This is a genomic window from Corynebacterium sp. CCUG 51687, from assembly GCF_024453995.1.
GTDB lineage: Bacteria > Actinomycetota > Actinomycetes > Mycobacteriales > Mycobacteriaceae > Corynebacterium > Corynebacterium pseudogenitalium.
This window is the reverse complement of sequence record NZ_JAGPYT010000003.1, coordinates 46,949-63,917: the sequence shown is the minus strand read 5'-3', so window position 1 is coordinate 63,917 and position 16,969 is coordinate 46,949. Positions and strand designations below refer to the sequence as shown.

Below are 16,969 nucleotides of genomic sequence, written 5' to 3'. Positions count from 1 at the left end.
GCTTACCCGATCCAGACGTTCGCCTGCTCGAAAGCGAGCCAGAACGCTGTAAGCCCCACGCCAACAATTGAGCCAAGCACAATGAGCAGGATGCCCCACCACGGCAGCTTCTCCTTGCCTTCTGCGGATGAATCTGGGCGCTGCTTCTTCGATGACATCGAGCTGGCGTTGAGGTCTTCACACACCGGCTTGCCATGCTCGTCAAGCACTGGGATGCGCTGCCCGTTGGCGTCGACAAGTACGTTGCCCTTGCCATCCGTCCGGAACTGGCACTTCTGCGACTGGATGTATACCCCGCGTGAGGGCGTCGGCACCGCCACGCCTGCTTCAGTCTCCTGAGCCTGCGCAACCGACACCCCACTGGTCAACAGCGTCGCTGTTACAAGAGCGCTACACGCTGCCCGCTTCCACGAAACCATGACTGTATCCTTGTCCTTCCGTCAACTCTTAGCGGTACCGAACCTGATCAACAAAGCGACCAAAAGAGTCTGCCACCTGGTCATCCCAACGGTTCCACCGCAGGAAGTACTGGCCGTGGGTACCGCCCGTCGGGGCAGCGGCCCGCAGGACCTGGACGGAAAGATCGCACACTGCGTCCAGCGGCAAGCAGTAGTTGACCTTGTTGCGGGTCGCACCCGCGGTGCGGGTGTTAAACGGCAGGAAGCCAAGCATGCCGCCTGCACCACCGTTTGTCACGCCCACAGTGCCAGCATCACGCGCAGCAGTCATCGGGTTGCCAAAGTAGACAACGCCCGCCAGCTTGCCGCGGCGTGCCAGCTCACGCTCGTGCTCCAGCAGGATCATCGCGCCCTGTGAGTAACCGGACAGCACGTACTTCGGATGGCACCCGCTCGCGCGTTCGTAGTCGTTCACCAGCGCCATCACGCCAGTACGACCAATGTTGACGGAGTCCATAAAGTCCGTGCCAGCCTGTCGCGCCATCGTAAACAACGGCACCGCGTACTGGATAGCCAAACCCAGCGCCTGCAGCAGCGTCGCGGGTGCTGCAACGGAAGGGATATCATAATCCGGGTAAATCGCTGGGTAGTAGCGCGGCTCCATACCGAGGACTTCCACGTCTTTCATCAGGGAGTTCCCGCCGTGAGTGGCACGGTAGCGCGACTCCGAATAGCGAAGGAAAGCGCGAATGGTCTCCCCCTCCCAACCATTCGAGGTCCACGGGGCTTCCCCGGCATAGCGTGTTCGGTAAATCTGGTTATTCTGACCGGAGCCGCGTGCAGCGATTACCGCGACCGAAGGGCACCGCTGCTGGGCGGTCGCTTCCTCCGTCGGCAGCACGGGGGTAACCACCGCAGCTGCTGCTGCGACGAACGCAACTGCAGTCACGGGTAGCCGACGACGGAAAAACGTACGCATTTTGCGGAACACTATGCACCTTCTCTATGGATGAGTCACACCTTGGACTCCGGGTGTGAAGAAACTGCGCATTAGTGTAGCCCGCCCACACCATTTTCCTAACTTCGAGTCTGCCCGCTGCCCTCCAGGATCCACTTCGTGCTTGTCAGTTCAGGCAGCGCCATTGGTCCACGTGCGTGCAGTTTCTGGGTAGAGATCCCGATCTCTGCACCCATGCCGTATTGCTCGCCATCCGTAAACGCGGTCGAGGCATTGAGCATGATGGCTGCCGAATCCACGTGGTCCGCGAAGTACTGCAGCACGCGCGCATCAGTGGCGACCACGGCTTCCGTGTGCCCCGAGGAGTAGCGTGCGATGTGCTTCGCGGCCTCCTCAACGCCGTCGACGACACCGACGGCAACGTCCATCGAAAGGTACTCCTCCGCCCAATCGTGCTCGTCGGCCTCGACTACGTCGCAAGCCCCGAACGCACCAAGTGCTGCCGGGTCCCCGTGGACGGTCACGTCGGCGTCCTGCAGTGCCTTTACGACGGCCAGCTTGTCCGCATCCGGCAACGCCGCGTCAAGCAGCACCGTTTCGGTCGCGTTGCACACCGACACCCGGCGCGTCTTGCCATTGACGACAATGTCGGTCGCCTGCTGAATGTCCGCTGAAGCATCCACGTATACGTGGCAGTTGCCAGTGCCGGTCTCGATGGTTGGCACGGTTGCTTGGGTAACGACGGCGTCGATAAGCCGGGCGCTGCCGCGCGGAATGACCACATCGACGAGGCCGCGTGCCGTGATGAGCGCGGTGACGGAGTCGTGCGAGTCGCTCGGCAGCAGCTGGACCGCCTCGGTTGGCAGCCCCTCCTTCGCCAGCACGTCCTGCAGCACCGCGACCAGCGCCGCGTTCGAATGCGCCGCCGACTTCGAACCACGCAGCAGTGCCACGTTGCCTGACTTCAGCGCCAGGCCAAACGCATCGACCGTGACGTTCGGGCGGGCCTCGTAGACCATGCCCATCACGCCGAGCGGCACGCGAACCTGGCGCATCCGGATCCCGTTGTACATCGTGCCGCCGCGCACCACATCCCCAACTGGGTCGTGGAGGCTCGCGACCTGACGCAGTCCGTCCGCGATGCCCGCGATGCGTTGCTCATCCAGCGCGAGCCTGTCTACCAACGCTTCGTCCATGCCAGCCGCGCGGCCTTCCTCGATGTCGCGGGCGTTGGCCTGCAGAATCTCCGCAGTACGTGCTTCCAGCGCCTGCGCCGCGTGCTGCAGCACAGCGTTTTTGCGGACGGTCGGTAGCGTCGCGATCACCGGCGCCACCTGCTTCGCAGCCTTCGCCAACTGCAGTACCTGAGCTTCGATAGTCGTCATTAGTATCCTTCCTCCACATCAATCTGCGTCGGCAACGGGCGGCCCTCTTGCAGTGCCTCCCAGTTTCGGCGTGTCAGTTCACCCACGCGCGCTTGCATGTAGCGCGGGATGTTCGCGGTGTGCGGGGTAATCAGGCAGCGGTCCATCTGCCACAGCGGGTGATCCTCCGGCAGCGGCTCAGGGTCCGTCACGTCCAGGCCAGCGCCAGCAATCGTGCCATCCTGCAGGGCCTTGGTCAGCGCCTCCGTATCAATCAGTGGGCCACGGCCAACGTTGACCACCACCGCGTTCGGCTTCATCGCGCGCAGCACCTCCGCGTTGACGAGGTGGTGCGTCTGCTTCGTCAGTGGCGCGATGAGCACGAAGTAGTCCGCCTTCGACCACACATCCTGCGCCTCGGACATCGCCACGGTGCGTTTGGCCCCCGGCACCGGGTTGCCGGAGCGGTTCACCGCAATAATCTCCGGCCCGAACGGCTCGAGGAAGCGGATCAGCATCTTACCGATGCCACCCGCCCCAATCACCGCGACCTTCTTGTTGTCGAACAGGTAGTCCGTCTCCTCGTTGAGCTGCCTGTCGTTCCACTGCGGCGTCACCGCCTTGTGCCGGTGCAGCACCCCCAACAGCAGCGCCAGTGCCGCCTCGGCCACAGTGTCGTCGTATATCCCGGCGGCATTAGCCACCGGCACATCGACATCGAGCACCCCTGCCTCTACCAGCTTTTCGACGCCCGCATACGCCACCTGCACAAGCTTCACGCTCGGCGGTAATTCCTCTGGGAAATCTTCCGGATTCCCGCGAAACACCAACACGTCTGGAGACTCGTCGAGGTCCACAAACGTGTGGCCGTGATCTGTCAGGTCATCGACGACTGCGTCCCAAGGTTTCGGTAAGAATGCAAATTTCATGCACCCCAACCTAGCGTGTATTTACAGACGGGTGGCGAAATTTGATAAATAGTCGGCGTGCACGACGGGTTTGCGCTGCCCTTCCGGCAGCTCATCCGTGTGCTTGCCCAGCATGCCGGCAAGCTCCGCGGCATCATACGCAACCTCGCCGCGCCCGACGGCTTCCGAATCGGGCCCCAGGATCTCCACGATGTCACCGGCGTGGAAGTCCCCCTCGATGTCGGTGATACCCACCGCGAGTAAGCTCGTGCCCCCACTGGTGACGGCCTGCACGGCGCCTTTATCCAGGCGCAGCACGCCTTCAGCGTCCGCGGCGTAGAGCGCCCAGAATTTCCATGCCCTAAGCGTTGACTGCTCACGGGTGTGGAATACGGTTCCGCAGCTTGCGTCCTGCAGCGCCTGCGAGATTTTGGTCGCGCTGGTCAGCAGCACTGGCACTCCGCCGCGGGCTGCGAGCCGCGCCGCCGACACCTTCGCCGCCATCCCCCCGGTCCCGAGCGCACCACCGTCACCGGCCACGACGCCCTCGAGGTCAGCGCCGGTGCGGACCTCAGAGACAAAGCGCGCGCTCGGGTCGGCCGGGTTGCGGTCGTAGAGGCCGTCGACGTCTGAAAGCAACACGAGCGCATCGGCTCCGATGAGCGTCGCCACAATCGCCGAGAGCCTGTCGTTATCGCCGAAGCGCATCTCGGAGGTCGCCACCGTGTCGTTCTCGTTCACGATCGGCACAGTGCCCAGCTGCCGCAGCCTGTCGATCGTGCGCTGGGCGTTCCGCGCGCGCTCCCGCACGCCGGCATCGGCCTGCGTCAGCAGCACCTGGCCCACCGTGCGGCCATGCCGAGCAAAGGAAGCACCCCACTCCTGCGCGAGGTGCACCTGCCCCACGGCCGCGGCGGACTGCTTCGTCGCAAGGTCGCGCGGGCGCGTTCGCAGCCCCAGAGGGCTCATGCCCGCCGCGATCGCGCCGGAGGACACCACCACGACGTCGGTGCCCGCATCCATGCGGTCCACCAGCGCATCAACGAGGCGGTCAATCTTGACCCTGCTCACCGAGGAATCCTCATTGACCAGTGAGGAGGTACCAAGCTTGACGACGACCCGCTTCGCACCAGCAATGTGCTCGCGAAGCTGCGCCTCCGTAGTTGTTGCTGCGTTCATAGCAGCTCAGTGTAGCGCTAACCCTGCCAACGTTCCCGGTCGGCTGTCTCCCCGTCGCCGAAATCGAACTCGTCGATAAGGCCGCGGCGCGCCTGGGACGCGCGCTTGCGCTCCGATGCGGACGCGCGCGTGGTGTCGTAGAGTCGGGCGTCCTGGCCACGTCCCGCCATGGTTGGGTCACCCGCTCGCGATGGCTCCCAATCAAACGAGATCTCGCCGATGGTGACGGTGTCACCCTCCTTCGCGCCGATCTTGCGCAACTGGTCCTCCACGCCGGCCTTGTTCAGGCGGTCCGAGAGGTAGCCGACCGCCTCGTCGTTTTCGAAGTCGGTCTGGCGAATCCAGCGCTCCGCCTTCTCGCCAGTGACCAGCCAGCCGCCCGGCCACATCGGGTCAGGAACAACTTCGATGCCGCCCTCCTGCGCGTGCCCACGGCGCCTTGGCGCAACCGCCTTCGGTCGCAGCACCTCCGTAGGAGTTGCCTTCTCGGCTTTCACGCGACGCTTCCTGGCACGCTCCACGATGTTCCACAGCGCCCACTTCAGCGGGTCAAGGCCCTCGCGGGTCGCGGTGGAGATCATGTATACATCCCAGCCGAACTTTTCCTTGATGTCGTCCTCCAAGAACTCCGCGAGCTCCCGGGCCTCCGGCACGTCCATCTTGTTCAGCACAACGATGCGAGGGCGCTCACGCAGGTCACCGAGACCAGAGTCCAGGTCAAGCTGGTCGGCGTAGGAGTCAAGCTCGTGCTCGAGCGCCTCAATGTCAGAGATCGGATCGCGCCCCGGCTCCATCGTGGCCACGTCCACGATGTGCGCGAGCACCGCGGTGCGCTCGATGTGGCGCAGGAAGTCCAGACCCAGGCCCTTGCCCTGGCTCGCGCCAGGGATCAGGCCGGGCACGTCCGCGATAGTGTACGTATCGTCGCCGACGTTGACCACGCCAAGGTTCGGAGCGAGCGTCGTAAAGGGGTAATCCGCGATCTTCGGCTTCGCGGCCGAAAGCACCGAAATCAGCGAGGACTTCCCCGCCGACGGGAACCCCACTAGCCCCACATCCGCCATGGACTTCAGCTCGAGGATCAAGTCGTGTGCTTCGCCAGGCTCACCCTTGAGCGCGAAGCCCGGGGCCTTCCGCTTCGCGGTGGCAAGAGCCGCGTTGCCCAACCCACCGAAGCCGCCTTCAGCCGCAAGGAAACGAGTACCCGGCACCGTCAGGTCGGCGAGGATTTCCCCGTCCTCACTACGCACAACGGTTCCAACTGGGACCTCCAAGATAAGGTCCTCTCCGCGGGCGCCGTTTCGGTGATCACCCTCGCCATTGCCGCCGCGCTTCGCCTTAACGTGCGGGCGGTACTGGAAGTCCAACAGCGTGTGCACCTGGTTGGATACCTCCAGCACGATATCGCCGCCGTGGCCGCCGTTGCCACCATCCGGCCCGCCGAGGGGTTTGAATTTTTCGCGGTGGACAGAGACACAGCCATGTCCGCCGTCACCGGCCTGGAGGTGCAGCACCGCGCGGTCAACAAATTGGGCCATTAGTTCCGCCTTCCTTGCAAAAGAGTTCTAGTAGTGGAGGGTACCGGGTTGTGGGAAAGAAAAACACCGCGCACCCGGTCGGGGTGTGCGGTGTTTCAAGTATTGCTACGGGTTACGCAGTTTCCTGTGCGACGCCAGCTGCCTCTGCAGCCTCGAGCACCTCTGCCGAAACGCCTTCGCCGTCCGCTGGGACGATGTTGACGATGCGACGGTTGCGCTTAATGCCGAACTGGACTGCGCCAGCTGCCAGTGCGAACAGCGTGTCGTCGCCACCGCGGCCGACGTTGTCGCCTGGGTGGAACTTGGTGCCGCGCTGACGAACGAGGATCTCGCCCGCCTTTACCTGCTGACCACCGAAACGCTTCACACCGAGGCGCTTCGACTCTGAGTCACGACCGTTCGTGGAGCTGGATGCACCCTTCTTGTGTGCCATGTCTGAATCTCCTTAGATGGAAGTCTTACTTGATACCAGTGATCTTGATGGTTGTCTGTGGCTGACGGTGGCCCTGGCGGACCTTGTAGCCGGTCTTGTTCTTGTACTTCAGAATGTCGACCTTCTTGCCTTTGCCGTGCTCGACAATCTCAGCCTCAACAGAAACCTTGGACAAAGCATCAGGGCCTGCGGTGACATCCGCGCCATCGACGAGCAGAACCGGGGTGAGGGCAACCTTGTCGCCCGCTTCACCCTCGATCTTCTCGACCTTGACTAGGTCGCCTTCGGCAACCTTGTACTGCTTGCCGCCAGTCTTGACGATCGCGTACATAGAGGGTTACCCCTTATCTAAACTCGTTGTGTCTCCCCGCATGCACAGAAGACAGTTGGTACAGTTCTCTAGCGCTTTGTGGCCTTTCGCGTTCCACCGTGCCTGCATGCGTAAACGGCGCGGCTTCACAGCCCAAAACAGCGACTGTCAAATACTACACAGAAGCGGGTGCGATTATCAAACCGCACCCCACTGCTCCTCTATTTGGAAGAGGTTCGGCGTGTCGCGCGTCGCCGCCTGCGCCGCGCACTCGCCTTCGACTCCTGTTTCTTCGTCGCAGGCTTGGTTGCCTTCTGCTTCGTTTCCTTCGCCTTCGGCTGCTCCTGCTGCTGCGGCTGGGACGTCTTGCGCACTGCGCGCCGACGCCCGCGCCGGCGAGGAGACTCCGTCACCTTCGCCTTCGGCTGCTCTTGCGCTTCCTCGCGTGGAGCTTCCTTCACAGGTTCCTTAACGTGCTCCTGGCGTTCGAAATCTTCGCGCTTTGGCTTGTGGTCCGAACGGGAGTTACCGCGGGTCGCTCGCTTCCGGCGCGGGGAGCGCTCGAAGGCGTCGACGGCCTCCTCGTACGTCTGCTCGGACTTGCCTTTCTCCTGAGCCTGCTCCTGCGATTTGTCCTGTGGCTTGTCCTGTTCCTGCGCGCGCCCACGCCCGCGGCTCGTGCCTCGACGTCCACGGCGGCGCAAACCGGACTCGCGCTTGGAGGATTCACCTACTGTAGGCGGCTTCGGCTCGTCGTTGTCCTCGTGTGCTTCATTGTCTTCGGACACAACCGAGCCGACCAGCTCGTCGATAGCCTTTTCGTCCAGCTTGCTGCGGCGCTTCTCCTCCGCTTTCTTGTTGGAACGCTCGCCGTTCGACTTCCCGCGACGCTTGCCGCGGCCACCGCGGTGCTGCAGGTCGTCTTCCTCCGGGTTGTACGTCGCGTGCTCTACAGGCTCCTCGGTGATGATCACACCGCGGCCACCACAGCACTCGCACGGCTTGGAGTAGGTCTCAAGCAGACCATCGCCGAGCTTCTTGCGGGTCAGCTGCACCAGGCCGAGCGAGGTGACCTCGGAGACCTGGTGGCGGGAGCGATCACGGCCCAGCGTTTCCTTCAGGCGACGCAGCACCAGCTCCTTGTTTTCATCCAGGATCATGTCAATGAAGTCGATGACCACCATGCCGCCGATGTCGCGCAGGCGCAGCTGGCGGACGACTTCCTCCGCGGCCTCCAAATTGTTCGCGGTGACCGTCTCCTCGAGGTTGCCGCCGGAGCCAGTGAATTTGCCGGTGTTGACGTCAATCACCGTCATGGCCTCGGTGCGCTCAATAACGAGCGTGCCGCCCGACGGCAGCCACACCACGCGGGCAAGCGCCTTCTGGACCTGCTCGTCGATGCGATGCTCCGCAAAGGCGTCGGCACCGTCGTGTTCGGAGCGGTCAAACTTGGTCACGCGGTCCAACAGGTCAGGCGCGACGGACTGCAGGTAAGCGTGCGCAATGTTGTAGGACTTCTTGCCGTCGATGATCAACTCAGAGAAGTCCTCGTTGAAGACGTCGCGGACGACGCGGACGATCAGGCGCGGCTCTTCGTAGAGCAGCACCGGGCGCGAGCCCTTCCCGTTCTTCGCGGCTTCTGCCTTTTCCTGCACCATTTCCCACTGTTTGTGCAGGCGCTGGACGTCCTCAGCAATCGCTTCCTTCGACATGCCCTCGGCAGCCGTACGAATAATCGCCCCACCCTTGCCAGGCACAACCTCGTTGAGGATGCCCTTGAGGCGCTTGCGTTCGGTGACGGGCAGCTTGCGGGAGATCCCAGCGTTACGGCCACCCGGCACGTACACGAGGAAACGTCCGGCCAGCGAAATGTGCGTTGTCAGGCGAGCACCCTTGTGCCCGTTAATATCCTTCGAGACCTGCACCATCACCTGGTCGCCGGACTTCAGTGCGTGCTCAATCCTGCGCTTCTTTCCGCCAAGCTTCGCAGCCTTCCAGTCAACCTCGCTGGCGTAGAGCACCGCGTTGCGCCCGGTTCCGATGTCGATGAACGCCGCTTCCATGCCCGGCAGCACGTTCTGGACACGGCCCATGTAAATATTGCCGATGATCGACGCGTTATCGTCCATGGACACAAAGTGCTCCGCAAGCAGCCCGTCTTCCAGGACCGCTACCTGCGTGATGCGGCCTGGGCCGTCGTTGCGGTCGCGCTCGCGCACCACCATCGTGCGGTGCACCGACTCGCGCCGCGCAAGGAATTCCGCCTCAGAAACAATACGGGAGCGCTGGCGCTCCGCTTCTCGACGCTCACTCCGCCGACGACGCTGCGCCTCCAGACGGGCGGAACCGCTGATCCCCTTCGGCTCGTCAATAACCTCGACCTTAGGTTCTTCCTCCTTGGGCTCCTCAACTTCACCCTTCGGTGCGGCATCCTCATCCGCTTCCTTCGGTTCGGAGGTGCGCACTGCTCGGCGGCGCTTTGGACGCGTCGGCGCCTTGAAGATCGGCGCGTATTCGACCGTTGCTTCCTCTTCAGGTTCGGGCTCCGGCTCTTGTGCAGACTCCGGTTCAGGCTCTGGTGTTGGTTCCTGCTCCGGCTCGTCGGCGACCTCGAAGGTGGCATCCACCTTCTCCTCGATCTGGTGGATTTCGTTTTCTACGTCCTTGCGCACCCGCTCGCGGATCTTTTCGTCGCTGCTATCCTTCGACTTCTTCGCCTCAGCCTTGTCCGCGGGCTGCTGCAGCGCATCGATGACCTTCTCGGCTTCCTCCCGAGTAATCGAGGACTGCGCAACCTTTGTAATTCCCAACTCGGTCAGCGCCACCACAACGTCTTTCGACGCCACCCCCAACGCCTTCGCGAGCTGGAACACCCGCATTTTGTCTTTCAGGGTTGATCGATCAAAGTCCTGAATTTCGGTATGAGATTTTTTCGCCACGTACGTGCTCCTATATTTTTGCATCTGCAAGCTGCGTCAACCGGGCGCGAAGCATTCTGCCCGCTGGCACACGGCTGACACACGTTCCTACAGAAAGTTGTAAAAAGCTTGCCCCCATTGTGGCACACGACGCCGACTGCGCCTATTCCAACGCCACCACTCAAAGCGTGCGATTAGAAGCGTGCGATGCAGGTCGCGTCTTTTGACCTACCCTGATCTGTTTCCAACGACCAGCATCGCACTCTTTTAATACCTCCACACGAGCAATATGCTCAAAGCTGAAACCGCCGCCAACACAACAAAACCGCCCACCCTGCCATGTACAGCAGGATGGGCGGTTGAAGCGTGGTTCTTACTTATTCGGGAACCAGATTGCGATCTCGCGCTCGGCGGACTCTGGGGAGTCGGAACCGTGGACGACGTTCTCGCCAACGGTCAGGGCGAAGTCGCCGCGGATGGTGCCAGGGGTTGCCTTGGCAACCGGGTCGGTGCCGCCGGCGAGCTGGCGCCAAGCCTCGATAGCGCGCTCGCCCTCAACGATGCCCGCTACCAGCGGAGCAGAGGTGATGAAGTTAACGAGTTCACCGAAGAACGGCTTGTCCTTGTGCTCTGCGTAGTGCTTCTCAGCGGTCTCACGGTCTGCGGTGCGCAGGTCCATCTCGACCAGCTTGAGACCCTTACGCTCAATGCGGGAGATGATCTCTCCGACGTGGCCGTTTGCAACGCCGTCTGGCTTAATCAAAATCAGTGTACGTTCAGTCATGTCTCCCTACCCTACTAAACAACAACCACCGGGTGCGAACATCTTGATGTGGGGGTGATTAAAGTTTGCTCCATGACATATGAGAGTCCCCTGCCGCCAATTCCGGACGTCGGCACGCGAGCGCGCTCCATCACCGATCTGCTCTTCGGCAACCTCGGCGAGCACGCGTCGGCGCCGGCGCTCACGGAGGTCGAGACGGGGCGAAGCGTGACCTATGCGCAGCTTCACCAGGAGGTGCTGGCGCTCGCCGCCACGTTGCGCAGCCGCGGCATCGGTCCCGGGGATTGCGTCGCAGTGCAGCTGCCCAACGGCATCGACTTCGCCGTCACTTTCCTCGCGTTGGTGCAGGTGGGGGCGTCGGCAAGCTTGTTGGGGACGAGTCTCACCGCGACCGAACGTGACCACCTCTGCGCGCTCGCCGAGGCCAAAGTTCTTCTCGACGCCCCCATCGCCCCCACCGAACCACCCGAGCGCAGCGCCTCCCCAGCCGGGCCGGAAGATATCGCCGCGGTTGCCTTTTCCTCCGGTACCACCGGTTTGCCGAAGGCCGTCGAGCTGACCCACCGCAACCTGTGCGCGAACATGCTGCAGTTTTCGGCCGCGCTGCGCGCAAGCGGTATCGGCGCGGGCACCCCGACACTGGCGCCGCTGCCGTTCGCCCACATCTACGGACTGAACACACTGCTGCTGTCGTCGCTCTACGCGCACCACCATATTCACACGATGGCAGGCTTCGACCTGGGAGCGTTTATTGAGGCGCAGCGCAAGCACCGTATTGAGTTGGGCTTTATTGCGCCACCCATCGCGCTTGCGCTCTCACGACACCCGGAGGCGACCGCGGAGGCGTTCGCGGACTCCCGGTTCATGGTGTGCGGTGCCGCCCCGCTGGATGCTGCGTTGGCGGACAGCGTTGAGCAGCGGCTCGGCACGGTGATCCTGCAGGGCTACGGCACCACGGAGACGTCCCCGGTGACCCACGTGGGCATCGCTGGGAGGTCGAAGCCGGGCTCGATTGGGTTCGCGGTGCCGAACACGCAGTTCCGCATCATCGACCTTCGCGACGGCCACGACGTCGCCCCCGGCGAACCCGGTGAGATGCTCATCCGGGGCCCGCAGGTGATGCGGGGCTACCGCAACGACCCTGAGGCAACCCAGGCAACGATCACTGGTGGGTGGCTGCACACCGGGGATATCGTCACGCTGGCTGAGGACGGCACCGTCTACATCGTCGACCGGGCAAAAGAAGTGATTAAGTACAAGGGCTTCCACGTCGCCCCCGCTGAGCTCGAGGCACTGCTGCGCACCCACCCCGCGGTTGCCGACGCCGCCGTCGTCCGCCATATCGTGCGCACCCACGGTGTCGATTGCGAGGTCCCGCGCGCCTGCATCGTCGTCGCCGACGGCGCTACGTTGAGCCGCGAGGAAATCATGGAGTGGGTTGCCGAGCGCGTGGCCGGATACAAAAAGATCCGTGAAGTCACCTTCACGGATCACATCCCCCGCAACGCGGCGGGGAAAATTCTGCGGCGCGAACTCTAGTCGGCGTCCAGGTGCTGCGTGGTCAGGTAGCCGCCACGCATGCGCTGCACAATGTCGGAGCGCAGCTTCACGATGAAGAACCACACCAGGCCGAACATCAGGCCAACCACCGTGACCGACCAGTGCACGAAGAACCCAAAGATGAGCGGCACCTGCAGGGCCAAGTTAATCCACATCGCGCCCGGAATCTTCTGCGCGAACGCCATCACCGCGTGGGCGACGCCGATGACCACGATGTACACCCAGTTGAACGTGGTCCAGTAGGCGCCACCGTCGACTTTAAGAATCACGAGCAGGATGAGCAGCACGGTGATCGATTCCATGATCAGCGTGCCGGAGAGCACTCCGCGCAGTCCTGCGATTGGGTCCTTGACCGGCTCGTGCCCGAGCCCGAGCGGGCTGATCGGCGGTTGGCGTTTTTCTCTGCTCACTCTGGGTCCTTTCCAAACATGGTGCGGGCCTCCCCCGCGGTCACGACAGAGCCGGTGATGATCACACCGGAGCCGGACTGCACGCCGACTTCCGCAAGGGCGTCCTCGGCAAGCTCAACGGCCAGCTCGTAGGCGGACGGCAGGTGCGGCTGCACGTGCACGCGCTCATCGCCGAAGATGGAGCGGGCGATCTCGGCAAGGTCTTCGGCCTCCATCGCGCGTGGCGAGGAGTTCTGCGTAATCACGACTTCCGTGAGCGCCGGCTCTAGCGCCTGGAAAATGCCAGCGGCGTCCTTGTCACCGAGGATGCCCAGCACGCCAATGAGTCGGGTGAAGTCGAAGTCGTGCTGCAGCGCCTCCGCGAGGGCGGTTGCGCCGTGTGGGTTGTGGGTGGCGTCGATAAACGTGGTGGGTGTGGCGCGCACTCGCTCGAGCCTGCCCGGAGAGCGGACCGCCGCAAAGCCTTCCCGCACCGCCTCGATGTTGAGCGGGTGCTCGGCGTGTGCACCGTGGAATGCCTCGACCGCCGCGAGCGCGACGGCCGCGTTGCGGGCCTGGTGTGGGCCGGACAGCGGCAGGAAGATGTCGTCGTAGCTGCCGGCGAGCCCGCGCAGCCGTAGCTGCTGGCCTCCGACGGCCACCCCGGCTTCCTCAACGCCGAACTCGGAGCCGAGGCGCGCGACGGCGCTACCGACCTGGACGGTCTGCTCCAGCACTACGCGCATGGCCTCCGGCTGCTGGTCGGCGATGACCGTGACGGAGTCCGGATTCGTGATGATGCCGGCCTTCTCGCCCGCGATCTGCTCGATGGTGTCGCCGAGGTACTGCGTGTGGTCGATGCCGATCGGCATGATCACGTTGACGTCCGCGTCGATCACGTTGGTTGCGTCCCAGCGGCCACCCATGCCGACTTCCACCACGGCGATGTCCACCGGGGCGTCGGCAAACGCGGCGTAGGCGATGCACACCATGGCTTCGAAGAAGCTCAGCGGCTGGCCGAAGTGGTCGTCAGCCATCGCGAGGTACGGCTGAATTTCCTCGTAAATGCGCACAAAGTCCGCGGGGTGGATTGGTTGGCCGTCGATCCCGATGCGCTCGGTGATCAACTGCAGATGCGGGCTCGTCGTGCGCCCCACCCGGTGCCCGAGGCTGCGCAGCAGCGACTCGATCATTCGGGTTGTCGACGTCTTCCCGTTCGTCCCCGCGACGTGAATCGCTTTGAACGAACGCTGCGGGGAACCCAGCAGGTCCATGACGTACTCGACGCGCTCGAGCGTCGGGTCGATCTGCGTCTCACCCCAGCGCTCCTCGAGCTGCTGCTGGACTTCGCGCAGCGCTGCAAGGTCTTCAGGCGTGACCTCGCGCGCGACGACGTCTTCCGCCTCCTCCGCCTGCGGCGCACCGAGGTTCAGGCGTAGCCCGGACTCCTCGACGGAGATATCGAACTGCTCGGGTAGCTCCGGAAGTTCCGGCAGGTCAGCATTGTCGGCCATCTACGCCTCCGGCAGCTGCGCCAGGCGCGCGGTCACACGTGCGAACTCTTCCTTCGCAACCTGCTGGCGCACCTTGATCTTCTCAACGACCTGCTCCGGCGCGTTCGCCAGGAACTGCTCGTTGCCAAGCTGACGGCCAGTGGTATCGAGCTCCTTCTCCGCCGCCGCGAGTTCCTTCTCCAGGCGCTTGCGCTCGGCCGCAACGTCGACGGTGCCGGAGGTGTCCAGCGCCACGTCGAGCGTCGCCTGGCTCAGGCGCATCTCAATGCTTGCCGACGCCGCAAAGCCCTCAGCAGGCGTCTCCACCCGCGCGATATCGCGGATAACGTTTTCCAGCCCAGCCAGGTCCGCCTTGGCAAAGTCAAGCTTCGCCGGCACCTTCTGGTTCGGCTTCACACCCTGGTCAGCGCGGAAGCGACGCAGCTCGGTAATCAGCTTGATCGCATCCTGGATCCTGCGGCGCGCTACATCATCCGTTTCGACGCCACCATTGGTGTCCTCCGCAGTCGGCCACGGCGCCTGCGTCACCGAAGGCTGCTGCGTCAACGCGGTCCACAGGGCCTCGGTGATGAACGGCATCGTCGGGTGCAGCAGGCGCAGCACCACGTCGAGCACGCGGCCGAGCACGATCTGCGTGTTACGGCCCTGCGCGGTCTCGCCCTCACGCGGGATCTGGGTCTTTGCGATCTCCAGGTACCAGTCACACAGCTCATCCCACGCGAAGTGGTAGAGATCCTCGTTCGCCTTCGCGAACTGGTAGTCGTCCAAGTAGGCGTCGACCTTCGCGCGGACTTCCTCGGCACGGTCCAGGATCCAACGGTCGGCGTCCGTCAGCTCCTCGCGGGCCGGCAGCGGACCAACCGCTGCGCCGTTCATCAGAGCGAAGCGGGTCGCGTTGTACAGCTTGGTGGCAAAGTTACGCGCGGACGTGGCGTTGTCCTCACCGATCGGCAAGTCCACGCCCGGGTTCGCGCCGCGCGCAAGGGCGAAGCGCAGCGCGTCAGCGCCGTAGCGCTCGACCCAATCCATTGGGTCGATGCCGTTGCCCAGGGACTTCGACATCTTGCGCCCCTTCTCGTCGCGCACCAGGCCGTGCAGGTACAGGTCCGTGAACGGGATGATCGGGCGGCCGTCAACCCCCTCGCCGAGGATCTCAGGGGTGTTCTTTCCAGCAAAGGTGCCGAACATCATCATGCGGGCAACCCAGAAGAACAAAATGTCATACGCGGTGACCAACACGGACGTCGGGTAGAACTTCTCCAGATCCGGCGTCTTCTCAGGCCAGCCGAGCGTCGAGAACGGCCACAGCGCAGAGGAGAACCAGGTATCCAACACGTCCGGGTCCTGGGTGTAGCCAGCCGGCGGCTCCTCGTCAGGGCCGACGCAGACCACTTCGTCATTCGGTCCGTACCAGATCGGGATGCGGTGGCCCCACCACAGCTGGCGCGAAATCGTCCAGTCATGCATGTTGTCCACCCAGTCGAAGTAGCGCTTCTCCATCGATGCCGGGTGAATCTTCGTATCGCCGTTGCGGATCGCATCGCCGGACATCTTCGCCAGCTCTTCAACCTTGACGAACCACTGCAGGCTCAGGCGTGGCTCAATCGGTTCACCGGAGCGCTCCGAGTGGCCCACCGAGTGCACGTACGGGCGCACCTCCTTGACGATGCGCCCTTGCTCCGCCAGCGCCTCACGCACCGCGACGCGAGCCTCTTCGCGGCTCATGCCATCGAACTTGGTGCCGGTGTCGGCGATGTGGCCGGTCTCGTCCATGATGATCGGCATGTCCAGGTTGTGGCGCAGGCCCATCTCGTAGTCGTTCGGGTCGTGTGCAGGCGTGATCTTCACCGCGCCGGTGCCCAGTTCCATATCGACGTAATCGTCGGCGATCACCTGAATCTTCAGGTCATCGCGGAACGGGTGGTCGAACTCCTGGCCAACCAGGTCCGTGTAGCGCTCGTCGTCTGGGTGGACGGCAATGGCGACGTCGCCCAGCATGGTCTCAACACGGGTCGTGGCAACGACCAGGTGTGGCTCGTCGTCGTTGAGCGAGCCGTAACGGATGGAGACGAACTCGCCCTCAACGTCCTTATAAACGACCTCAATGTCGGACACCGCGGTCTCCAGCACCGGCGACCAGTTCACCAGGCGGTAGTCGCGGTAGATCATTCCGGCGTCGTACAGCTGCTTAAAGATCGTCTGCACTGCGCGCGAGAGGCCGTCGTCAAGCGTGAAGCGCTCGCGCGACCAATCCACGGAGTCACCGATAGCCCGCATCTGCGTGGTGATGGTGCCGCCGTACTGGTGCTTCCACTCCCATACCTTGTCCACGAACTCTTCGCGGCCATAGTCGTAGCGGTCCTTGCCCTCCTCGGCCTTCAGCTTCGCCTCGACCTTCGTCTGCGTAGCGATGCCCGCGTGGTCCATGCCCGGCAACCACAACACCTCGTAGCCCTGCATGCGCTTGCGGCGCACCATAACATCAATGAGCGTGTGGTCCAGGGCGTGGCCCATGTGCAGCTGGCCCGTCACATTCGGCGGGGGCAGCACCACAGAATAAGCAGGCTTGTCCGAGGAAGCGTCGGCGGTGAAGTATCCCTTCTCCACCCAGCCCTCGTACAAAGCCTGCTCGTGTTCGCCGGGCTCCCAAGACTTCGGGAGCGCATCGGCTCGGTTCTTGCCTACCAAATGTTCAGTCGCGTCAGTCACGGTTGAC

General features: G+C 63.4%; 14 protein-coding genes. 1 reads left to right on the top strand and 13 read right to left on the bottom strand.

Annotated elements, in window-relative coordinates; all coding sequences use genetic code 11:
• Positions 1–2 precede the first annotated feature (2 nt).
• The 10 genes from KBX13_RS03930 to ndk form a co-directional block, all read right to left on the bottom strand.
• Positions 3–419, bottom strand: a complete 417-nt coding sequence (locus tag KBX13_RS03930) for a hypothetical protein (RefSeq protein ID WP_070362046.1) — start codon at positions 417–419, stop codon at positions 3–5.
• A 28-nt stretch (positions 420–447) separates the two neighbouring features.
• Entirely contained in the window at positions 448–1,377 is a 930-nt protein-coding gene (locus tag KBX13_RS03925) for a cutinase family protein (protein WP_070975218.1), read from the bottom strand.
• Positions 1,378–1,475: 98 nt separating this feature from the next.
• Positions 1,476–2,741 (bottom strand): glutamate-5-semialdehyde dehydrogenase, encoded by a 1,266-nt coding sequence (locus KBX13_RS03920; protein ID WP_071573550.1) that lies wholly within the window; start codon positions 2,739–2,741, stop codon positions 1,476–1,478.
• A complete protein-coding gene (locus KBX13_RS03915) occupies positions 2,741–3,649 on the bottom strand; it encodes a D-isomer specific 2-hydroxyacid dehydrogenase family protein (RefSeq protein WP_256020799.1) in 909 nt (302 codons plus the stop codon). The genes KBX13_RS03920 and KBX13_RS03915 overlap by 1 nt, the downstream gene beginning before the upstream one ends.
• A 21-nt stretch (positions 3,650–3,670) precedes the next feature.
• Entirely contained in the window at positions 3,671–4,807 is a 1,137-nt protein-coding gene (gene proB, locus KBX13_RS03910) for a glutamate 5-kinase (RefSeq protein WP_256020797.1), read from the bottom strand.
• Between the two features lie 17 nt (positions 4,808–4,824).
• On the bottom strand, positions 4,825–6,345 hold the full coding sequence (gene obgE / locus KBX13_RS03905; RefSeq protein ID WP_070362042.1) for a GTPase ObgE: 1,521 nt from the start codon (positions 6,343–6,345) through the stop codon (positions 4,825–4,827).
• Between the two features lie 112 nt (positions 6,346–6,457).
• A complete protein-coding gene (gene rpmA / locus KBX13_RS03900; protein WP_070362041.1) occupies positions 6,458–6,778 on the bottom strand; it encodes a 50S ribosomal protein L27 in 321 nt (106 codons plus the stop codon).
• Positions 6,779–6,803: 25 nt separating this feature from the next.
• Positions 6,804–7,109, bottom strand: a complete 306-nt coding sequence (rplU, locus tag KBX13_RS03895) for a 50S ribosomal protein L21 (protein WP_070362040.1) — start codon at positions 7,107–7,109, stop codon at positions 6,804–6,806.
• A 200-nt stretch (positions 7,110–7,309) separates the two neighbouring features.
• On the bottom strand, positions 7,310–10,051 hold the full coding sequence (locus tag KBX13_RS03890; protein ID WP_370687312.1) for a translation initiation factor IF-2 N-terminal domain-containing protein: 2,742 nt from the start codon (positions 10,049–10,051) through the stop codon (positions 7,310–7,312).
• Between the two features lie 328 nt (positions 10,052–10,379).
• Positions 10,380–10,790: a nucleoside-diphosphate kinase gene (gene ndk, locus KBX13_RS03885; RefSeq protein ID WP_070362038.1), complete on the bottom strand. Its 411-nt coding sequence runs from the start codon at positions 10,788–10,790 to the stop codon at positions 10,380–10,382.
• 72 nt (positions 10,791–10,862) lie between these two features.
• Here ndk and KBX13_RS03880 point away from each other — a divergent pair, with 72 nt between their 5' ends.
• On the top strand, positions 10,863–12,329 hold the full coding sequence (locus tag KBX13_RS03880; RefSeq protein WP_070362037.1) for an AMP-binding protein: 1,467 nt from the start codon (positions 10,863–10,865) through the stop codon (positions 12,327–12,329).
• Here the strand turns inward: KBX13_RS03880 and KBX13_RS03875 are convergent.
• Genes KBX13_RS03875 through KBX13_RS03865 form a run of 3 tightly spaced genes read right to left on the bottom strand, consistent with a single transcriptional unit; the run spans position 12,326 to position 16,962 of the window.
• Complete coding sequence (locus KBX13_RS03875; protein WP_070362036.1) at positions 12,326–12,760, bottom strand: DUF4233 domain-containing protein; 435 nt, start codon at positions 12,758–12,760, stop codon at positions 12,326–12,328. The genes KBX13_RS03880 and KBX13_RS03875 overlap by 4 nt on opposite strands.
• On the bottom strand, positions 12,757–14,253 hold the full coding sequence (locus tag KBX13_RS03870) for a folylpolyglutamate synthase/dihydrofolate synthase family protein (RefSeq protein ID WP_070362035.1): 1,497 nt from the start codon (positions 14,251–14,253) through the stop codon (positions 12,757–12,759). The genes KBX13_RS03875 and KBX13_RS03870 overlap by 4 nt, the downstream gene beginning before the upstream one ends.
• Entirely contained in the window at positions 14,254–16,962 is a 2,709-nt protein-coding gene (locus KBX13_RS03865) for a valine--tRNA ligase (RefSeq protein ID WP_256020792.1), read from the bottom strand.
• Positions 16,963–16,969: the final 7 nt, after the last annotated feature.

Excerpts from the sequence above, each read along its gene's own strand:
- KBX13_RS03925 (WP_070975218.1), bottom strand. The coding sequence starts at position 1,377 with ATGCGTACGTTTTTCCGTCGTCGGCTACCCGTGACTGCAGTTGCGTTC.
- KBX13_RS03920 (WP_071573550.1), bottom strand. The coding sequence starts at position 2,741 with ATGACGACTATCGAAGCTCAGGTACTGCAGTTGGCGAAGGCTGCGAAG.
- KBX13_RS03915 (WP_256020799.1), bottom strand. The coding sequence starts at position 3,649 with ATGAAATTTGCATTCTTACCGAAACCTTGGGACGCAGTCGTCGATGAC.
- rpmA (WP_070362041.1), bottom strand. The coding sequence starts at position 6,778 with ATGGCACACAAGAAGGGTGCATCCAGCTCCACGAACGGTCGTGACTCA.
- ndk (WP_070362038.1), bottom strand. The coding sequence starts at position 10,790 with ATGACTGAACGTACACTGATTTTGATTAAGCCAGACGGCGTTGCAAAC.
- KBX13_RS03870 (WP_070362035.1), bottom strand. The coding sequence starts at position 14,253 with ATGGCCGACAATGCTGACCTGCCGGAACTTCCGGAGCTACCCGAGCAG.
- KBX13_RS03890 (WP_370687312.1), bottom strand. The coding sequence starts at position 10,051 with ATGCAAAAATATAGGAGCACGTACGTGGCGAAAAAATCTCATACCGAA.
- KBX13_RS03880 (WP_070362037.1), top strand. The coding sequence starts at position 10,863 with ATGACATATGAGAGTCCCCTGCCGCCAATTCCGGACGTCGGCACGCGA.
- rplU (WP_070362040.1), bottom strand. The coding sequence starts at position 7,109 with ATGTACGCGATCGTCAAGACTGGCGGCAAGCAGTACAAGGTTGCCGAA.
- KBX13_RS03930 (WP_070362046.1), bottom strand. The coding sequence starts at position 419 with ATGGTTTCGTGGAAGCGGGCAGCGTGTAGCGCTCTTGTAACAGCGACG.
- obgE (WP_070362042.1), bottom strand. The coding sequence starts at position 6,345 with ATGGCCCAATTTGTTGACCGCGCGGTGCTGCACCTCCAGGCCGGTGAC.
- proB (WP_256020797.1), bottom strand. The coding sequence starts at position 4,807 with ATGAACGCAGCAACAACTACGGAGGCGCAGCTTCGCGAGCACATTGCT.